The following is a 16,463-nucleotide window of genomic DNA, read 5'->3' as shown; positions in this document are numbered from 1 at the left end:
CCTTACCAGCTCGACTTCGTGACGCCGGGGATGAGGCCCTTGTTAGCCAGATCGCGCAGCTGAATACGGCAGAGCCGGAACTTGCGGTAATAGGCGCGCGGGCGACCGGTCAGCTCGCACCGGTTACGGATGCGGGTCGGGTTCGCATTGCGCGGCAGTGCCGCCATCTTGAGGCGAGCGATCAGACGCTCACCGTCGTCGAGCGTCTTGTCCGCTGCGATTGCCTTCAGTGCCGCGTACTTCGGGGCATACTGCTTGACCATGCGCTTGCGGCGCTCGTTCTTGTTGACTGAACTCAGTTTCGCCATCGACTTAAGTTCTTTCTTTGCTAGCCCCCTTCCCGCTTGCGGGAGGGGTTGGGGGAGGGAAGGACCAACGCCTGTTAGGCGCGAGGCCCCTCCCCTGACCCCTCCCGCAAGCGGGAGGGGGACTTAGATTAAGCTGCCTTCTTCTCGTCGGCAGCGTCGTCTTCGATCGGGAACGGGAAACCGAACAGACGGAGAAGCTCGCGAGCCTCGTCGTCGGTCTTTGCGGTCGTCGTCACGATCACATCCATGCCGCGGACCTTGTCGACCCGGTCATAGCTGATTTCTGGGAACACGATCTGCTCCTTGATACCGCAGGCATAGTTGCCACGGCCATCGAAGCTCTTCGGGTTAAGCCCACGGAAATCGCGGACGCGGGGAAGAGCGATCGTGATGAAGCGGTCGAGGAACTCGTACATGCGCTCGCGGCGAAGGGTAACCTTCACGCCGATCGGCATGCCTTCACGCAGCTTGAACTGCGCGATCGACTTCTTGGCCTTCGTCACGACAGGCTTCTGGCCGGCGATCAGCTCCATTTCGGAAGCAGCCTGGTCGACCTTCTTCTTGTCCTGCGTGGCTTCGCCGACGCCCATGTTCAGCACGATCTTGTCGAGCCGGGGGATCTCCATGACGTTCTTGTAACCGAACTTCTCGGTCATCGCCTTGATGATCGTCTCGTCGTACAGCTTGCGCATGCGCGCGACGTAGACGGCCTCGGTGCCGGTGTTCTCAGCGCCAGTGTTCTGATCAACCATTGATCTTCTCCCCGGTCTTGACGGCAACGCGGACCTTCTTGCCGTCCTGCTCCTCGAAGCGGACGCGGGTCGGCTTGCCGTCGGCGGTCACGTGCGCGACCTTCGAAACATGCATCGGTGCTTCCTTGCGGATCAGGCCACCCTGCGGGTCACCCTGAGTCGGCTTGGTGTGGCGCACGGCGATGTTGACGCCCGATACGACGACCTTGTCGGTCTTCGGCATGGAGACGGTGACTTCACCCGTCTTGCCCTTGTCCTTGCCGGACAGGACGATGACCTTGTCACCCTTCTTGATACGCTGCGACGCCATTACAGCACCTCCGGCGCAAGGCTGATGATCTTCATGTGCTTCTTGCCGCGCAGCTCGCGAACGACTGGGCCGAAGATACGGGTGCCGATCGGCTCCTCGTTCTTGTTAACCAGCACCGCGGCGTTGCCGTCGAAGCGGATGACCGTACCGTCTGCACGGCGGATATCCTTGGCGGTACGCACGATCACCGCGCGGTGAACATCGCCCTTCTTCACACGGCCACGTGGCTGCGCTTCCTTGATGCTGACGACGATGATGTCGCCAACGCCTGCAACACGACGCTTGGAACCCCCAAGCACCTTGATGCACTGCACCCGCTTCGCGCCGCTGTTGTCAGCGACGTCGAGATTGGACTGCATCTGGATCATGGATCCGTATCCCTTCTCTGTCTCTGGGGTCGATACCGACCGAACCCCGCCTAAAAAATCACCCCGCCACGGACGAACCGCAGCGGGGAGGAGCGGCCGCTTAGCCGTTCCCGTTTACGAAAACAAGAGCGCAGGGAGTTGCCCCCCTGCCCTCGTGTTTGCTTCAGCCCTCGGCCGAAGCCCGCTCTGGCGTCGCGTGGGTGTTGACCCGCTCGATCACCTTCCAGGTCTTCAGCTTGGAGATGGGTGCGGTCTCTTCGATCCGCACGGTCTCGCCCTGCTTGAACTCGTTGCTCTCGTCATGAGCATGATACTTCTTCGAGCGACGGATGATCTTCCCGTAGAGCGGGTGCTTCACCTTACGCTCGACGTTCACGACCACCGTCTTGTCGCCCTTGTCGGACACGACCAGACCGGTCAGCACGCGCTTCGGCATGATACGTTCCTTACTTCGCGGCTTCAGCGCTGGTGCGCTGAGCCTGCAGGGTCTTGATGCGAGCGATGTCGCGGCGGACCTCACGAACGCGGCTCGGCTTTTCGAGCTGGTTCGTGGCGGCCTGGAAGCGCAGGTTGAACTGCTCGCGCTTCAGTTCGCCGAGCGACTCCGACAGCTGGTCGTCGCTCTTGGTCTTCATGTCGTCGATACGAGCCATGATCTTACTCGCCTCCCAGATGCGAGGTGTCGCCCAGGCGGGCAACGACCTTTACCTTGATCGGCAGCTTCATGGCCGCCCGCTCGAACGCCTCGGCGGCGATCTTGCCGTCGACGCCATCGAGCTCGAACAGGATCCGACCCGGCTTGACGCGAGCGGCCCAGTATTCCGGCGCGCCCTTGCCTTTACCCATGCGGACTTCGGCTGGCTTTCCCGAGACCGGAAGATCCGGGAAAATGCGGATCCACAAACGCCCCTGGCGCTTCATGTGACGCGTGATCGCGCGGCGAGCCGCCTCGATCTGGCGTGCGGTGATCCGGTCGGGTTCCATCGCCTTGAGGCCGTAGGAGCCGAAATTGAGCGAGAAGCCACTCTTGGCGTCGCCCGAAATCTTGCCCTTGAAGGCCTTCCGGAACTTGGTCTTTTTTGGTTGCAGCATGTCTGTTCCTGCCCCTTAGCGACGATCGTCGCGCTGCGGCCGCACGCCGGAGGTCTGAGCCTCCATCATGATGCGGTCGTACGACGTCGGATCGTTGCCGAGAATCTCGCCCTTGAAGACCCAGACCTTCACGCCGCAAACGCCGTAGGACGTGTGCGCCGTAGCCTCGGCATAATCGATGTTCGCGCGCAGCGTGTGCAACGGAACCCGACCCTCACGATAGCTCTCCGACCGTGCGATCTCGGCGCCGCCAAGACGGCCACCGCAGTTCACCCGGATGCCCTCGGCACCGAGACGCATCGCCGACTGGACCGCACGCTTCATGGCGCGACGGAAGGCGATACGACGCTCGAGCTGATCGGCGATGCCCTGCGCGACGAGACGCGCATCGACTTCCGGCTTGCGGATCTCGACGATGTTCAGCGACACGGTCGACGACGTCATCTTGCCGATCGTCGAACGCAGCTTCTCGATGTCCGCACCCTTCTTGCCGATGATCACGCCGGGGCGTGCAGCGAAGATGGAGATGCGGGCCAGCTTTGCCGGACGCTCGATGACCACCTTGGAGATCGCGGCCTGCGGCAGCGTCTTCATGATGAATGCACGGATCTTGAGATCCTCGAGCAGGAGCCGACCATAGTCGGCGCCTTCGGCGTACCAGCGGCTATCCCAGGTACGGTTGATCTGCAGACGCAGACCGATGGGGTTGCTCTTCTGACCCATTATGCTTCTTCCTGCTCGCGCACGACGATGCGCAGACGGCTGAATGGCTTGAGAATGCGGGTCGACTTGCCGCGGCCGCGGGTAGCGAAGCGCTTCATCGTGATCGACTTGCCGACCGAAGCCTCGGCGACGACGAGGGCGTCGACGTCGAGGTTATGGTTGTTCTCGGCGTTGGCGATGGCCGAGGCCAGCACCTTGCGCGCTTCGATCGCCATGCCCTTGGTCGAGAAGGCGAGGATGTTCATGGCATCGCCGACCTTCTTGCCACGGATCAGCGCAGCCACGAGGCCGAGCTTCTGCGCGGAACCACGGATCTGCGTACCGACCGAAAGCGCCTCGTTGTCCGCGACCTTGCGCGGGCTGACTTGCTTAGACATCAGCGCTTGCCCTTCTTGTCGGCGGAGTGGCCGGGGAAGTAGCGCGTGGGCGCGAACTCACCGAGCTTCATGCCGACCATGTCTTCGTTGACCGAGACGGGCACGAACTTGCGGCCGTTATAGACGTTGAACGTGAGACCCACGAACGACGGCAGGATCGTCGAGCGACGCGACCAGGTCTTGATCGGCGAACGCGCGTTGGTGTCCTGGGCGGTTTCTGCCTTCTTGAGCAGATGAAGGTCCACGAAGGGGCCCTTCCAGACTGAACGAGCCATGTTAGCCCTTCCTCTTCGTCGAATGACGCGACCGGATGATCATCTTGTCGGTCGACTTGTTATGACGCGTGCGCGCACCCTTCGTCGGCTTGCCCCAAGGCGTAACCGGATGACGGCCACCCGAGGTACGGCCTTCACCACCGCCGTGCGGATGGTCGACCGGGTTCTTGGCGACGCCGCGCGTCAGAGGACGGATACCCATCCAGCGCGAACGGCCTGCCTTGCCCAGGTTCTGGTTCTGGTTGTCGGGGTTCGAGACCGCGCCAACCGTCGCCATGCAATCGCTGCGGATGTAGCGCTGCTCGCCCGAGTTCAGGCGGACCATCACCATGCCCTTGTCGCGACCGACGACCTGCACGTACGTGCCGGCCGAACGGGCGATCTGGCCACCCTTCATCGGCTTCATCTCCACGTTGTGGACGATGGTGCCGACCGGCATCTGACCGAGTTCCATGGCATTGCCTGGCTTCACGTCGGTCTTCTTGGCCGCGAGGACCTTGTCGCCGACGGCCAGACGCTGTGGCGCCAGGATGTAGGCGAGTTCCTCGTCCGGGTACTTGACCAGGGCGATGAACGCGGTGCGGTTGGGATCATACTCGATCCGCTCGACGGTGCCCTCGACGTCCCACTTGCGACGCTTGAAGTCGATGTAGCGGTACTTCTGCTTGTGACCGCCGGCGATGCCGCGCGATGTCACATGGCCCTTGTTGTTACGACCGCCGGTCTTGTGCTTACCTTCGGTCAGCGCCTTGACGGGGCGACCCTTCCAGAGCGACGACTTGTCGACCAGGATGAGACCGCGGCGTGCCGGCGATGTCGGATTATAATGCTTGAGTGCCATGGCCTCAGATCCCCGTCGTCACGTCGATGGACTGACCGTCCTTCAACGTCACGATTGCCTTTTTCATGTCGGAGCGCGAGTAGTTCGTGCCCTTCCACTTCTTGGTCTTGCCCTTCTGGACGAGCGTGTTCACGCCGACGACGTTCACGTCGAACAGCGCCTCTACGGCCGCCTTGATCTCGGGCTTCGTGGCATCGTTCGATACCTTGAACACAACCGCGTTGAACTCCGACAGGGTCGTCGTCTTCTCGGTGATGTGCGGTGCCAGGATAACGTCGTAATGACGATTATCGATGCCCGCCTTCTGCTTCTTAGCCATGGAAGCGCGCCTCCAGCTTTTCGACAGCGGCGCGCGTCAGCACCAGCGTGTCATGCTTCAGGATGTCGTAAACGTTCGCGCCGGCAGCCGGCATCACGTTCACTTCGTACAGGTTGCCCGCAGCGAATGCGAAGCTGGTGTCGACCATGTCGCCGTCGATGACGAGCGCACGCTTGCCGAAGCCGAGCTTTGCGAGATCGCCCTGCAGCGTCTTGGTCTTGCCACCCTCGACAGCCAGGCTGTCCATGATGACCAGCGAACCCGCCTTGGCGTGGCTGCTGAGAGCCATCCGCAGGCCGAGCGAGCGAACCTTCTTGTTCAGCGACGGGTTGAAGTCACGGACGCGTGCGCCGTGAGCCTTACCACCACCGATGAACACAGGTGCGCGACGATCGCCGTGACGAGCCGTACCGCCGCCCTTCTGGCGACCGAACTTCTTGCCGGTGCGTGCGACGTCTGCGCGCTCACGGGTGCCACGAGCCGTCTCGCGACGCTTCTCGAGCTGCCAGGTGACGACGCGGTGCAGGATGTCGGCACGCGGATCGAGGCCGAAGACCTCGTCGTTGAGCTCGATGTCCGCTGCGTCAGTGCCGGCGAAAGATGAAACCTTGATCTTCACGCTCAGCCCTCCTGGCCGTCGGCTGCAGGTGCGTCGGTCGTTTCGGCCGGCGTGTCTGCTGCGGTGTTGCTGTTTGCGGTCTTGAGACCGGCGGGGAACGGTGCGTCGGCGTGGCGCGCGACCTTCACCGAGTCCTTGACGAAGAGCCAGCCGCCCTTGGAGCCAGGAACCGAACCCTTGACGAACAGGAGACCACGCTCGACGTCCGTCGATACGATCTCGAGGTTCTGCTGGGTGCGATACTTGTCGCCCATGTGGCCGGCCATCTTCTTGTTCTTGAAGACCTTGCCCGGATCCTGGCGCTGACCGGTCGAACCGAGCGAACGGTGCGAGACCGACACGCCGTGGGTTGCCCGCAGACCGCCGAAGCCCCAACGCTTCATGCCGCCCTGGAAGCCCTTACCCTGGGTCTTGCCCTGGATATCGACGATCTGGCCTGCGACGTAGTGGTCGGCCGAGATCTCGGCGCCGACGTCGAGCAAGCCGTCTGCGTTCACGCGGAACTCATGGACGACAGCCTTGGGCTCCACTTCGGCCTTGCCGAAATGGCCGCGCTGCGGCTTTGCGACATTCTTCGACTTGGCGACACCTGCACCAAGCTGGACGGCAGTGTAGCCGTCACGATCCATTTCGCGAACGGAAACGACCTGATTGCCTTCGAGTGCCAGAACGGTGACCGGCACGTGCCGACCATCTTCCTGGAACAGGCGGGTCATCCCCATCTTCTTCGCGATCACGCCAGTACGCATGATCTTGTCCCTTCCTAGACAGAGGCCCCGTCGGACTATTCCTCGGGGGCTTGCGGACCATGTCCGGAGCGAACTCCATGATGCGTCCACCTGACCCCATCCCCGGCAAATGCCCTGAATGGAGTCGGTTCAACCCGGTAAATACGAAACGTGCCCCCGTCCCGGGCTGGTGCTCCTGCAAGTGCGGAAGCGTGACGGGGGACGCTGCCCCGTCGGTTTTCACCGACGGCGGTATCCCAATGTCGAACGGCGCGGGACCGTTACCGGTCGACCGCGCCGCGCCAGCCCTTAGGCGAGCTTGATCTCGACGTCAACGCCAGCGGCGAGGTCCAGCTTCATCAGCGCATCGACCGTCTGCGGCGTCGGCTGGACGATATCCAGCATACGCTTGTACGTACGCACCTCGAACTGCTCGCGCGACTTCTTGTCGATGTGCGGGCCACGGTTCACGGTGAACTTTTCGATGCGCGTCGGAAGGGGAATCGGACCGCGGATGAGCGCGCCGGTGCGGCGTGCGGTGTCGGCGATGTCGCCAGTGGCCTGATCGAGCACACGGTGATCGAACGCCTTCAGACGAATGCGGATATTGCTGTCCATAGTCCCTACCGATGCGAAAGAGCGGGCCCGTTTCCGGGCTCTTGCTGGTTGATGTTTAAACCGAAGGCGGGCCATTACTGGAGAGTCGCCGAAAACGCAACTGGTGGGAGCGGATTTTCCGGGAAGCGGGCGACATCGAAGCGCGCCCCGCCCTCCCCCTCCGTCACCTTCGGCGCCACCTCCCCCTTGCGGGGGAGGATTGAAGATGTTGACGCTCCGCAGCTAAGATCGCCACGCTACTCGATCCTCCCCCGCCAGGGGGAGGTGGCACGCGAAGCGTGACGGAGGGGGAGGAAAGCGATGCGGCTCGAAGAGTCCCTGCAAGGCCGCAACAACGCCAAGCGCCTGCGGAAACAGATGACTCCGCCAGAGATCGCTCTCTGGCTGGCGCTCCGAGGCAATGAAGAAGGCCTCCGCTTCCGAAAGCAATACGCAGCAGGCCCCTACGTCCTGGACTTCTACTGCGCCCCAGCCCGACTCGCGATCGAAGTCGACGGCGAAGCCCACAACCACGGCAACCGCCCCGAACGAGACGTAGCGCGAGACGCGTGGCTAGTCAGCCAGAACATCCAAGTCCTCCGCTACCCAGCCCGAGAAATGCTGGCGAACCTCGACGACGTCGTCCGCCAGATCACGTCCATCACACTCCAACGCTGAACCACCATCGAGAGCTAATCGCCCCCTCCCCCTCCGACGCCTACGGCGCCACCTCCCCCTAGCGGGGGAGAATGGAGAGGTTGGCGGACAACGCTCTTATGATCTGGCTGCTTGCTGACGCTAACCGATTGACCTCAAGAATGGCGGGCCAAGCGTTAGCAGGCCGATCACGGCTGCGGCCAGCGAGGCGGCGAGCACCGCGCCTGCGGCTAAATCCTTCACCCGCCCAATGGCTTCGTCAAATTGTGGGCTGAGCCGATCGCAAAGCTCCTCGACAGCGGTGTTCATTGCTTCGGTTACCCAGACGAACGCGATCGCTGACACAAGCCACCGCCAATCATCCAGCGATATATCTAGCGCAAACCCGGCGACAATGACCGTCGCCGACGCCGCCAGATGGAGCCAAGCATTATGCTCATCTTGCGCCAACCAACGCATTCCGCGGCCTGCATACACGAAGCTTTTCAAACGAGCACGTATACTGAAGCGCGGTTTTGCGGACGGCAGGTTGTGACTATCTGGCATGGACACGATGTCGCACTGACTTCGACCGATAACAATCGGGATCAAAGGCGGGTGCCCGAATGTCCAAAAATGCGCGATAACGGACTACGTTAATCGATCTTGCCGCCACGCCTTTTGTGCGCGCCAAACAAACACGAAAAAGCCCGGCCTCTCTCGCGAGAAGCCGGGCTCTTCGATCACCTCCCGAAGGAGAGGATGCTTACTTGTCGATCTGGCTCACGACGCCTGCACCGACGGTACGGCCGCCTTCGCGGATCGTGAAGCGCTGGCCCACGTCCATGGCGATTGGTGCGATCAGCTTGATGCCGAGCGACACGTTGTCACCTGGCATGACCATCTCGGTGCCCTCAGGCAGCTCGACGGTGCCGGTCACGTCCGTCGTACGGAAGTAGAACTGCGGGCGGTAGTTGGCGAAGAACGGCGTGTGACGGCCACCCTCTTCCTTCGACAGCACGTACACTTCCGAGTTGAAGTCGGTGTGCGGCTTGATCGTGCCTGGCTTGCAGAGCACCTGGCCACGCTCGACTTCGTCACGTGCAACGCCGCGGATCAGTGCGCCGACGTTATCGCCAGCCTGGCCCTGGTCGAGCAGCTTGCGGAACATCTCGACGCCCGTGACCGTGGTCTTGCGGACGGTCGGGTGGATGCCGACGATCTCGACTTCCTCGCCAACCTTGACGATGCCGGTCTCGACGCGACCGGTGACGACCGTACCACGACCCGAGATCGAGAACACGTCCTCGATCGGCATCATGAACGGCTTGTCGAGCGGACGCTCGGGCTGCGGAATGTAGTCGTCGACAGCCTGCATCAGCTCGGTGACGGCGTCGGCACCCAGCTTCTGGTTCGAACCCGACAGTGCGCAGGTAGCCGAACCCTTGATGACGGGGATGTCGTCGCCCGGGAAGTCGTACGAGCTGAGCAGCTCGCGGATTTCCATCTCGACCAGCTCGAGGATTTCCTCGTCGTCGACCAGATCGACCTTGTTCATGAACACAACCATTGCGGGCACGCCGACCTGGCGTGCGAGCAGGATGTGCTCACGGGTCTGTGGCATCGGGCCATCGGTCGCCGAAACGACGAGGATCGCGCCGTCCATCTGGGCTGCGCCGGTGATCATGTTCTTCACATAATCGGCGTGGCCCGGGCAATCGACGTGCGCGTAGTGACGGTTGGCCGTCTCGTACTCGACGTGTGCGGTCGAGATCGTGATGCCGCGCTCGCGCTCCTCGGGAGCCTTGTCGATGTTGGCGAAGTCGACAGCGGTACCGCCGGTCGTCTCTGCCAGAACCTTCGTGATCGCAGCGGTGAGCGACGTCTTGCCATGATCGACGTGACCGATGGTGCCGATGTTGAGATGCGGCTTGTTCCGCTCAAATTTTGCCTTGGCCATTGTTTCCTACCTTCTGATTCGTATTCCGGTGCCACCCCGGGAACCGCGCGAACGCGGCCCAATAGCGGCTGTTAAAGCGTTGCGCCAGCCCCTGCTTGGGGAGAGGCCGACGCGGAAGTAAATTCCGCGTCGTCGAACTTCGGTCGCTGACCGAAGCCGGCCGGCCTTTCGGCGTCTCCGAGCCAGGAAAACCCGGCTCGGTGCGCCTCGGGCTTACGCCAGCTTAGCCTTCACCTCGTCAGCAACGTTCTGCGGCACTTCGTCATAGTGCGAGAACTGCATCGAGTACTGCGCGCGGCCCTGCGTGAACGAACGGAGCGAGTTCACGTAGCCGAACATGTTGGCCAGCGGGACCATCGCCTCGACCGTCTGCGCGTTGCCGCGGCTGTCGGTGCCCTGGATCTGGCCACGACGGCTGTTCATGTCGCCGATGACGTCGCCCAGGTAATCCTCCGGGGTAACGACTTCGACCTTCATGACCGGCTCGAGCAGCGTGATGCCCGACTTCTGTGCGACTTCGCGCATTGCGCCACGTGCACAGATTTCGAACGCCAGTGCCGACGAGTCGACGTCGTGATACGCGCCGTCATACAGCACGATCTCGAAATCGATGATCGGGAAGCCGACCAGCGAACCCGAAGCAGCGGTCTCGCGGAAGCCCTTCTCGATCGCCGGCAGATATTCCTTCGGAATGTTGCCGCCCTTGATCTCGTCCTTGAACGTGATGCCCGAACCGCGCTCGCCCGGCGTGACCTTGACCTTCACGCGACCGAACTGGCCGGTACCACCCGACTGCTTCTTGTGCGTGTAGTCGACGTCGACCGGCTTCTTCAGATACTCGCGGTATGCGACCTGAGGAGCGCCGACGTTCGCCTCGACCTTGAACTCACGCTTCATGCGATCGACCAGGATCTCGAGATGGAGCTCGCCCATGCCCTTGATGATGGTCTGGCCCGACTCAGGGTCGGAAGAAACGCGGAACGAAGGATCTTCACGTGCGAGACGATTGAGGGCGACGCCCATCTTCTCCTGGTCGGCCTTGGTCTTCGGCTCCACCGACAGCTCGATCACGGGCTCGGGGAATTCCATCCGCTCGAGAATGATCGGTGCGTTCATCGCGCAGAGCGTGTCACCGGTCGTGGTATCCTTGAGACCCGCGAGAGCGACGATGTCGCCAGCGAAAGCCTCCTGGATGTCCTCACGGCTGTTCGCATGCATCAGCAGCATGCGACCGACCTTTTCCTTCTTGTCCTTGACCGAGTTGGTGACCTGCGATGCGGTCTCCAGCTTGCCCGAGTAGATGCGAGCAAAGGTCAGCGTGCCGACGAACGGATCGTTCATGATCTTGAACGCCAGCGCCGAGAACGGAACCTCGTCCGACGAAGGACGCTCGTCCGGCGTCACGCCGTCGAGCTTCAGACCCTGGATCGCGGGAACGTCGAGCGGCGAAGGCAGATAATCGACGACGGCGTCGAGCAGGGGCTGAACGCCCTTGTTCTTGAACGCCGAACCGCAAACGACGGGGACGAACGCCATGCTCAGCGTACCCTTGCGGATCAGCTTCTTGAGGTCGGCGACGCTCGGCTCGTTACCCTCGAGATACGCCTCCATGAGGGCGTCGTCCTGCTCGACGGCCATCTCGATCAGCTCGCTGCGATACTTCGCGGCCTTCTCGACCAGATCCTCAGGGATCTCGGCATATTCGAACTTCGCGCCCAGGCTCTCTTCGAGCCAGATGATCGCGCGGTTCTCGACGAGATCGACGAGGCCCTTGAAGCCGCCTTCCATGCCGATCGGGAGATACAGCACCGCCGGACGCGCGCCGAGACGATCGATGATCGAGTTGACGCAGAAGTAGAAATCAGCGCCGGTGCGATCGAGCTTGTTGACGAAGCACATGCGCGGCACGCCGTACTTGTCGGCCTGACGCCACACCGTCTCGGACTGCGGCTCGACGCCGGCAACGCCGTCGAAGCAGGCAACCGCGCCATCGAGCACGCGGAGCGAACGCTCGACTTCGATCGTGAAGTCGACGTGGCCCGGGGTATCGATGATGTTGATAAGGTGCTCTTCGCCCTTACCTTCTTCGGCGCGCCACTTGCAGGTGGTCGCAGCCGACGTGATCGTGATCCCGCGCTCCTGCTCCTGCTCCATCCAATCCATCGTCGCGGTGCCTTCGTGCACTTCGCCGATCTTGTAGGACTTGCCGGTGTAATAGAGGATGCGCTCGGTCGTCGTCGTCTTACCGGCGTCGATGTGCGCCATGATGCCGATGTTGCGGTAACGGTCGAGCGGATGGCTGCGGGCCATGATCGTGCTTCCTTAAGGATATGGGGAGCCGAACGTGCCGGCTCCCCAATATATAGGTGTTTGCGTGACAGGCGAAAGACCGCCCGTCACACGGATAGCAATGCTAGGCCTCAAAGCCCGCTGTTACCAGCGGCAGGAAGCCCGCTGTTACCAGCGGTAGTGCGAGAATGCACGGTTGGCTTCCGCCATCCGGTGCGTATCTTCACGCTTCTTGACCGCGTTGCCACGGTTGTTGGCGGCATCCATCAGCTCACCCGACAGCCGTGCGGCCATCGTGTTCTCGCTGCGCGAACGCGCCGCACCGATCAGCCAGCGAATAGCCAGCGCCTGTGCGCGCTCGGGACGAACCTCGACCGGCACCTGGTACGTTGCACCACCGACGCGGCGCGAACGGACTTCGATGCCCGGCTTCACGTTGTTCAGCGCATCGTGGAAAACGCCGATCGGATCGCGCTTGGCGCGGCTCTCGACGGTTTCGAATGCACCGTACACGATCAGCTCTGCGACGGACTTCTTGCCGTCCAGCATGACGCTGTTCATGAACTTCGACAGAACCTCATCCCCGAACTTGGGATCAGGCAGGATGACCCGCTTTTCGGGACGACGACGACGTGCCATTTTGTATTCCTTCTAAACTTCAGCCTTGATGATCAGATACCTGACCGGCTTACTTCGGACGCTTGGCGCCGTACTTGGAACGCGACTGACGCCGGTCCTTCACACCCTGTGTATCGAGCACGCCGCGCAGGACGTGGTAGCGAACACCGGGAAGATCGCGGACACGACCGCCACGGATCAGGACAACCGAATGCTCCTGAAGATTGTGGCCCTCGCCCGGGATGTAGCTGATGACTTCGCGCTGGTTGGTCAGGCGAACCTTGGCCACCTTGCGCAGAGCCGAGTTCGGCTTCTTCGGGGTCGTCGTGTAGACGCGCGTGCAAACGCCACGCTTCTGCGGATTTGCTTCCATCGCAGGGACCTTCGACTTGGCCTTCTGCGGATCGCGGCCCTTGCGGACCAGCTGGTTGATCGTCGGCATTGAAGCCTTCACCTTTCAAGTGGTTACTTTGCTGGAGCCATGAGGCGCCTGAGAATACAAAAAGGACCATAGGAACGCGGGAGCGCCCCTCAGGTCCTGGAATGCATCCAGCAATGTTCAAGCATGCCCGGCGGGAAACACTCCCGAAGAACAGGCCGCGCCTATAGGTCAGGACGGGGGTGGGGTCAACGGGGCGGAATCGGTTTGGGTGCGGTAGGTGATTGGTTTCGTGGGCGGAGACAATGGCTGACGCGAGTCCGCCGACGACACCTCTCTCATCCTCCCCCGCCAGGGGGAGGTGGCACCGCAGGTGACGGAGGGGGAGGAACACGTAACGATCGTTACCCCTTCCTCCCCCTCCGTCTGGCAAGAGCCAGCCACCTCCCCCTGGCGGGGGAGGATCGCCCCTCTTCCTACCGCGATCGTGTTCCAAGCACCGCGAGCAAAGTCTTCTCGAATCGCGCAGGGTCTTCGACCTGCGGCGAGTGACCCAGCCCTTCAAGCATCACCAGGTTCGCATTCGGCATCTGCTTCACCGCCCGCGGCGCAACCATCGGCACCGGCTCGAGAAACTTCCGCAGATTCGCCGGCGCCTGCGCGCGGCCAAACGCGGTCTTGTCCAACGTCCCGACGATTAGGGTGGTCGACGGCGTGATCCGGTACAGCTCGTGTGCGACCGACTGCGTCTTGATCATCTCGCTGGTCTTGGCCTGCGCGAGCGCCACGGTGTCGCGCCCTGCCCCCTGGTACATGCCCGCCTGCATCCAGACCCAGCGATCATAGGACGGCTTCCATACACCGTGGTAATAGTTCTCGAGCTGATACGCCTTGATCGACGCGTAGCTCGTCTTCTTCTCGTTCGCCCAGAGCGTGTCGACGTCGGTATAGGGCACGCCCTCCTCGCCGCGATCCTTCAGGCCGAGCGGATTGACGAGCACCAGCTTCTCGACCGACGCCGGGTAGAGAATGGCGTAGCGCATCGCGAGCATGCCGCCCATCGAATGCCCGACGATCGTCGCCCGCGTGATGCCACGCGACTCGAGCAGCCGCTTGGTGAACGTCGCCAGCATCTCGAAGCTATACTGTGCCGCGCGGGGCTTGGACGACTTGCAGAAGCCGATCTGGTCGGGAACGATCACCCGGTAGCCGACCTCGCTCAGCGCGCGTGCCGTACTGCCCCAGGTCGCGCCGCAGAAGTTCTTGCCGTGGAGCAGCACGACCGTGCGACCATTGGGACGCCGTGGTGCGATATCCATGAACGCCATCTGCGCAGGACTGCCGACGATATCGACTTCCATCGTCTGGACCGGCCACGGATAGGTGAAGCGTTCGAGCTGTGGCCCGAGGTCCGACACCTGCGGAACTGGCCCCGCCCCCATGAGCAACAGCGCGACCGGCAGCGCCAGCATCATCAATCCCGCCTTCATAGTAATACGCTTCCCACATCCAACGAGACGGCTTTACGGTTAACGAGCAAATAACGGATCGTCCAACGCGTGATCGTCGCGATCATGGTTCCCGAACGAATTGCACGCGAGACGCTTGCCCTTCGCGAAAACGCTGGGTAAGGGGCGCGTCCGTGTAGGAGTGTAGCTCAGTTGGTTAGAGCGTCGGTCTCCAAAACCGAAGGCCCTCGGTTCGAATCCGAGCACTCCTGCCACCCCCTTCAAATTCCCTGCAAAAATCGCGGCGGTTGCCCCGCCGCTTTCGCGTGCCCATCGCGATTGCAGAAACTGCATTCCATAATGCAATTTTCGCAATTGATCTATGATGTGCTGCGATGCACAACGATCAGGCCTTTCAGGCATCCTCTCCTAAAAACTTTTATGGCCGGTCTCGTACCGGCCTTTTTTTTCGCCTGCGTTCGGCGTACACCTCGGGTGCCGTCGTCAAGCCGAACGATAAATAGAAACCGTGGGAGCGGAGCCGCCGGTCAAACCGGCACCGGCAAGACGATCGTGCGGGGGATAAGAGCGACCCAAGCGCTCTCCCCCGCCACTTCTCCCGGCCACCGCTGTGTCGCTTTCGATACGACGCCCACCCCTCTCCTGCCGCGCACTTGCTTTCACGACGAGTGGAAGCTATCTGCCGCGCTTCCGACAGCGAGAACGGACCTGTCGCCGCGGCCCTTCACAGGGAGCGGCTAGTGGGTCTATGTCTCGCATCTCAGTTTCTCAATCAGCGGGTTCGAAGAACATCGTGGCGAAGACGTCCCCCCTCGAATTCATCCAGCAGGTCCGCAACGAGACCGCGAAGGTCACGTGGCCGACGCGTCGCGAGACGGTCATGACCGGCGTGATGGTGGTGATCATGACGACGATCCTCGCGGTCTTCTTCTTCGGCGTCGACTCGATCCTGCAAGCGATCGTTTCCCTGCTCCTCAAACTCGCTCAGTAAGCAAGGTTCCGTCATGGCGCGCTGGTACATCATTCACGCCTATTCGGGCTTCGAGGGCAAGGTCCGCGACTCGATCATGGCCGAGGCGACCCGGATGGGTCTCGAACAGCTCGTCGAGCAGATCGAAGTCCCGACCGAAACCACCACCGAGGCCCGTCGCGGCAAGAAGATCGCGGTCGAACGCAAGTTCATGCCGGGCTACGTGCTCGCCAAGCTGAACATGAACGACGACGTGTATCACCTCGTGAAGAACACGCCGAAGGTCACCGGCTTCCTCGGCAGCATGGGCAAGCCGCAGGCGATCAGCGAGGCGGAAGCCACGCGGATGCTGAACAGCAAGGAAGAAGCCGCCGCTGCGCCCAAGCAGAAGGTCAAGGTCGACTACGAGATCGGCGACCAGGTCAAGGTCCTCGACGGCCCGTTCGCGACCTTCAACGGGCTTGTGGAAGAACTCGACTTCGACCGCAGCCGCGTCAAGGTTTCGGTGTCGATCTTCGGGCGTGCGACGCCGGTCGAGTTGGAATTCGAGCAGGTCGAGCGTAGTAAGTAAGCCGCAGAGCGGCGCTTACGGCCGCACGTGATTAGCTAACGGCTAATCACGAGACGGTCTCGACCGGCCGGCGGGCCACCGGCCCGGCCGACGACGCGGGATTTACTCCCGCGTCGCGCCTTTGAGAACGCAAACCACTCCTCACATCCCGCTCCGCATCCTGACGAAAGTCAGGATCCAGAGTTAAGGAACGCTGCGCTGCTTGGCTCTGGGTTCTGACTTTCGTCAGGATGACGGAGTAAGGCGACCGCCCCGCTCCGAG

Annotated in this window: 24 protein-coding genes and 1 tRNA gene; 4 read left to right on the top strand and 21 right to left on the bottom strand. The window is 62.1% G+C overall.

The features are described 5' to 3' along the window. Window positions 1-2 precede the first annotated feature (2 nt). The 15 genes from rpsN to rpsJ form a co-directional block, all read right to left on the bottom strand. Window positions 3-308 carry a 30S ribosomal protein S14 gene (gene rpsN, locus C8J42_RS01990; RefSeq protein WP_056015537.1) on the bottom strand — a complete coding sequence of 102 codons (306 nt, stop codon included), beginning with the start codon at window positions 306-308 and terminating at the stop codon, window positions 3-5. Between the two features lie 128 nt (window positions 309-436). Next, the gene (gene rplE, locus C8J42_RS01985; protein ID WP_082441396.1) at window positions 437-1,000 is read right to left on the bottom strand and encodes a 50S ribosomal protein L5; all 564 of its coding nucleotides are present in this window, start codon (window positions 998-1,000) and stop codon (window positions 437-439) included. A gap of 52 nt (window positions 1,001-1,052) precedes the next feature. Beyond that, complete coding sequence (gene rplX / locus C8J42_RS01980) at window positions 1,053-1,370, bottom strand: 50S ribosomal protein L24 (RefSeq protein WP_056047623.1); 318 nt, start codon at window positions 1,368-1,370, stop codon at window positions 1,053-1,055. Beyond that, a complete protein-coding gene (gene rplN / locus C8J42_RS01975; protein ID WP_031393755.1) occupies window positions 1,370-1,738 on the bottom strand; it encodes a 50S ribosomal protein L14 in 369 nt (122 codons plus the stop codon). Before rplN ends, rplX begins: the two co-directional genes overlap by 1 nt. 163 nt (window positions 1,739-1,901) lie before the next feature. Continuing rightward, entirely contained in the window at window positions 1,902-2,174 is a 273-nt protein-coding gene (gene rpsQ / locus C8J42_RS01970; protein ID WP_031393756.1) for a 30S ribosomal protein S17, read from the bottom strand. Between the two features lie 10 nt (window positions 2,175-2,184). Next, complete coding sequence (gene rpmC, locus C8J42_RS01965) at window positions 2,185-2,391, bottom strand: 50S ribosomal protein L29 (protein ID WP_055872644.1); 207 nt, start codon at window positions 2,389-2,391, stop codon at window positions 2,185-2,187. A gap of 4 nt (window positions 2,392-2,395) precedes the next feature. Continuing rightward, window positions 2,396-2,830 carry a 50S ribosomal protein L16 gene (gene rplP, locus C8J42_RS01960; RefSeq protein WP_031393758.1) on the bottom strand — a complete coding sequence of 145 codons (435 nt, stop codon included), beginning with the start codon at window positions 2,828-2,830 and terminating at the stop codon, window positions 2,396-2,398. A 15-nt stretch (window positions 2,831-2,845) separates the two neighbouring features. Then, on the bottom strand, window positions 2,846-3,553 hold the full coding sequence (rpsC, locus tag C8J42_RS01955; RefSeq protein ID WP_055872646.1) for a 30S ribosomal protein S3: 708 nt from the start codon (window positions 3,551-3,553) through the stop codon (window positions 2,846-2,848). After that, a complete protein-coding gene (rplV, locus tag C8J42_RS01950; protein ID WP_056047621.1) occupies window positions 3,553-3,930 on the bottom strand; it encodes a 50S ribosomal protein L22 in 378 nt (125 codons plus the stop codon). The genes rpsC and rplV overlap by 1 nt, the downstream gene beginning before the upstream one ends. Next, the gene (rpsS, locus tag C8J42_RS01945; protein ID WP_031393761.1) at window positions 3,930-4,205 is read right to left on the bottom strand and encodes a 30S ribosomal protein S19; all 276 of its coding nucleotides are present in this window, start codon (window positions 4,203-4,205) and stop codon (window positions 3,930-3,932) included. The genes rplV and rpsS overlap by 1 nt, the downstream gene beginning before the upstream one ends. 1 nt (window position 4,206) lies before the next feature. Continuing rightward, on the bottom strand, window positions 4,207-5,046 hold the full coding sequence (gene rplB / locus C8J42_RS01940) for a 50S ribosomal protein L2 (protein WP_055872649.1): 840 nt from the start codon (window positions 5,044-5,046) through the stop codon (window positions 4,207-4,209). Between the two features lie 4 nt (window positions 5,047-5,050). After that, window positions 5,051-5,365 carry a 50S ribosomal protein L23 gene (locus C8J42_RS01935; RefSeq protein ID WP_056047618.1) on the bottom strand — a complete coding sequence of 105 codons (315 nt, stop codon included), beginning with the start codon at window positions 5,363-5,365 and terminating at the stop codon, window positions 5,051-5,053. Continuing rightward, window positions 5,358-5,984: a 50S ribosomal protein L4 gene (gene rplD / locus C8J42_RS01930; RefSeq protein ID WP_056047616.1), complete on the bottom strand. Its 627-nt coding sequence runs from the start codon at window positions 5,982-5,984 to the stop codon at window positions 5,358-5,360. The genes C8J42_RS01935 and rplD overlap by 8 nt, the downstream gene beginning before the upstream one ends. 2 nt (window positions 5,985-5,986) lie before the next feature. After that, on the bottom strand, window positions 5,987-6,733 hold the full coding sequence (gene rplC, locus C8J42_RS01925; protein ID WP_056060507.1) for a 50S ribosomal protein L3: 747 nt from the start codon (window positions 6,731-6,733) through the stop codon (window positions 5,987-5,989). A gap of 288 nt (window positions 6,734-7,021) precedes the next feature. Further along, a complete protein-coding gene (gene rpsJ, locus C8J42_RS01920; RefSeq protein WP_007406109.1) occupies window positions 7,022-7,330 on the bottom strand; it encodes a 30S ribosomal protein S10 in 309 nt (102 codons plus the stop codon). Between the two features lie 300 nt (window positions 7,331-7,630). Between rpsJ and C8J42_RS01915 the strand changes: the two genes are divergently transcribed. After that, the gene (locus C8J42_RS01915; RefSeq protein ID WP_133018722.1) at window positions 7,631-7,987 is read left to right on the top strand and encodes an endonuclease domain-containing protein; all 357 of its coding nucleotides are present in this window, start codon (window positions 7,631-7,633) and stop codon (window positions 7,985-7,987) included. Window positions 7,988-8,107: 120 nt separating this feature from the next. Here the strand turns inward: C8J42_RS01915 and C8J42_RS01910 are convergent, their stop codons facing one another. From C8J42_RS01910 to C8J42_RS01885, 6 genes are all read right to left on the bottom strand, one after another. Further along, entirely contained in the window at window positions 8,108-8,512 is a 405-nt protein-coding gene (locus C8J42_RS01910; RefSeq protein WP_243644016.1) for a diacylglycerol kinase family protein, read from the bottom strand. Between the two features lie 199 nt (window positions 8,513-8,711). Then, entirely contained in the window at window positions 8,712-9,905 is a 1,194-nt protein-coding gene (gene tuf / locus C8J42_RS01905) for an elongation factor Tu (RefSeq protein WP_031393767.1), read from the bottom strand. 213 nt (window positions 9,906-10,118) lie between these two features. Beyond that, window positions 10,119-12,215, bottom strand: a complete 2,097-nt coding sequence (gene fusA / locus C8J42_RS01900) for an elongation factor G (RefSeq protein WP_133018721.1) — start codon at window positions 12,213-12,215, stop codon at window positions 10,119-10,121. Between the two features lie 147 nt (window positions 12,216-12,362). Continuing rightward, window positions 12,363-12,833 carry a 30S ribosomal protein S7 gene (gene rpsG / locus C8J42_RS01895; RefSeq protein WP_031393769.1) on the bottom strand — a complete coding sequence of 157 codons (471 nt, stop codon included), beginning with the start codon at window positions 12,831-12,833 and terminating at the stop codon, window positions 12,363-12,365. Window positions 12,834-12,882: 49 nt separating this feature from the next. Then, window positions 12,883-13,254 carry a 30S ribosomal protein S12 gene (gene rpsL / locus C8J42_RS01890; protein ID WP_010164594.1) on the bottom strand — a complete coding sequence of 124 codons (372 nt, stop codon included), beginning with the start codon at window positions 13,252-13,254 and terminating at the stop codon, window positions 12,883-12,885. Between the two features lie 413 nt (window positions 13,255-13,667). Next, on the bottom strand, window positions 13,668-14,681 hold the full coding sequence (locus C8J42_RS01885; RefSeq protein ID WP_133018720.1) for an alpha/beta hydrolase: 1,014 nt from the start codon (window positions 14,679-14,681) through the stop codon (window positions 13,668-13,670). A 156-nt stretch (window positions 14,682-14,837) separates the two neighbouring features. On the opposite strand from C8J42_RS01885, the gene C8J42_RS01880 reads away from it, so the two are divergent. The 3 genes from C8J42_RS01880 (at window position 14,838) to nusG (ending at window position 16,201) form a co-directional block, all read left to right on the top strand. Next, window positions 14,838-14,914 (top strand) — tRNA-Trp (locus tag C8J42_RS01880). Between the two features lie 539 nt (window positions 14,915-15,453). Then, window positions 15,454-15,651, top strand: a complete 198-nt coding sequence (gene secE, locus C8J42_RS01875) for a preprotein translocase subunit SecE (protein WP_056486886.1) — start codon at window positions 15,454-15,456, stop codon at window positions 15,649-15,651. Between the two features lie 13 nt (window positions 15,652-15,664). After that, window positions 15,665-16,201, top strand: coding sequence for a transcription termination/antitermination protein NusG (gene nusG / locus C8J42_RS01870; RefSeq protein ID WP_055872668.1), 537 nt, complete (start codon window positions 15,665-15,667; stop codon window positions 16,199-16,201). The last annotated feature ends 262 nt before the right edge of the window (window positions 16,202-16,463 follow it).

It is taken from the genome of Sphingomonas sp. PP-CE-1A-559 (assembly GCF_004340965.1).
GTDB lineage: Bacteria > Pseudomonadota > Alphaproteobacteria > Sphingomonadales > Sphingomonadaceae > Sphingomonas.
This window is presented reverse-complemented; position numbering and strand designations above follow the sequence as displayed.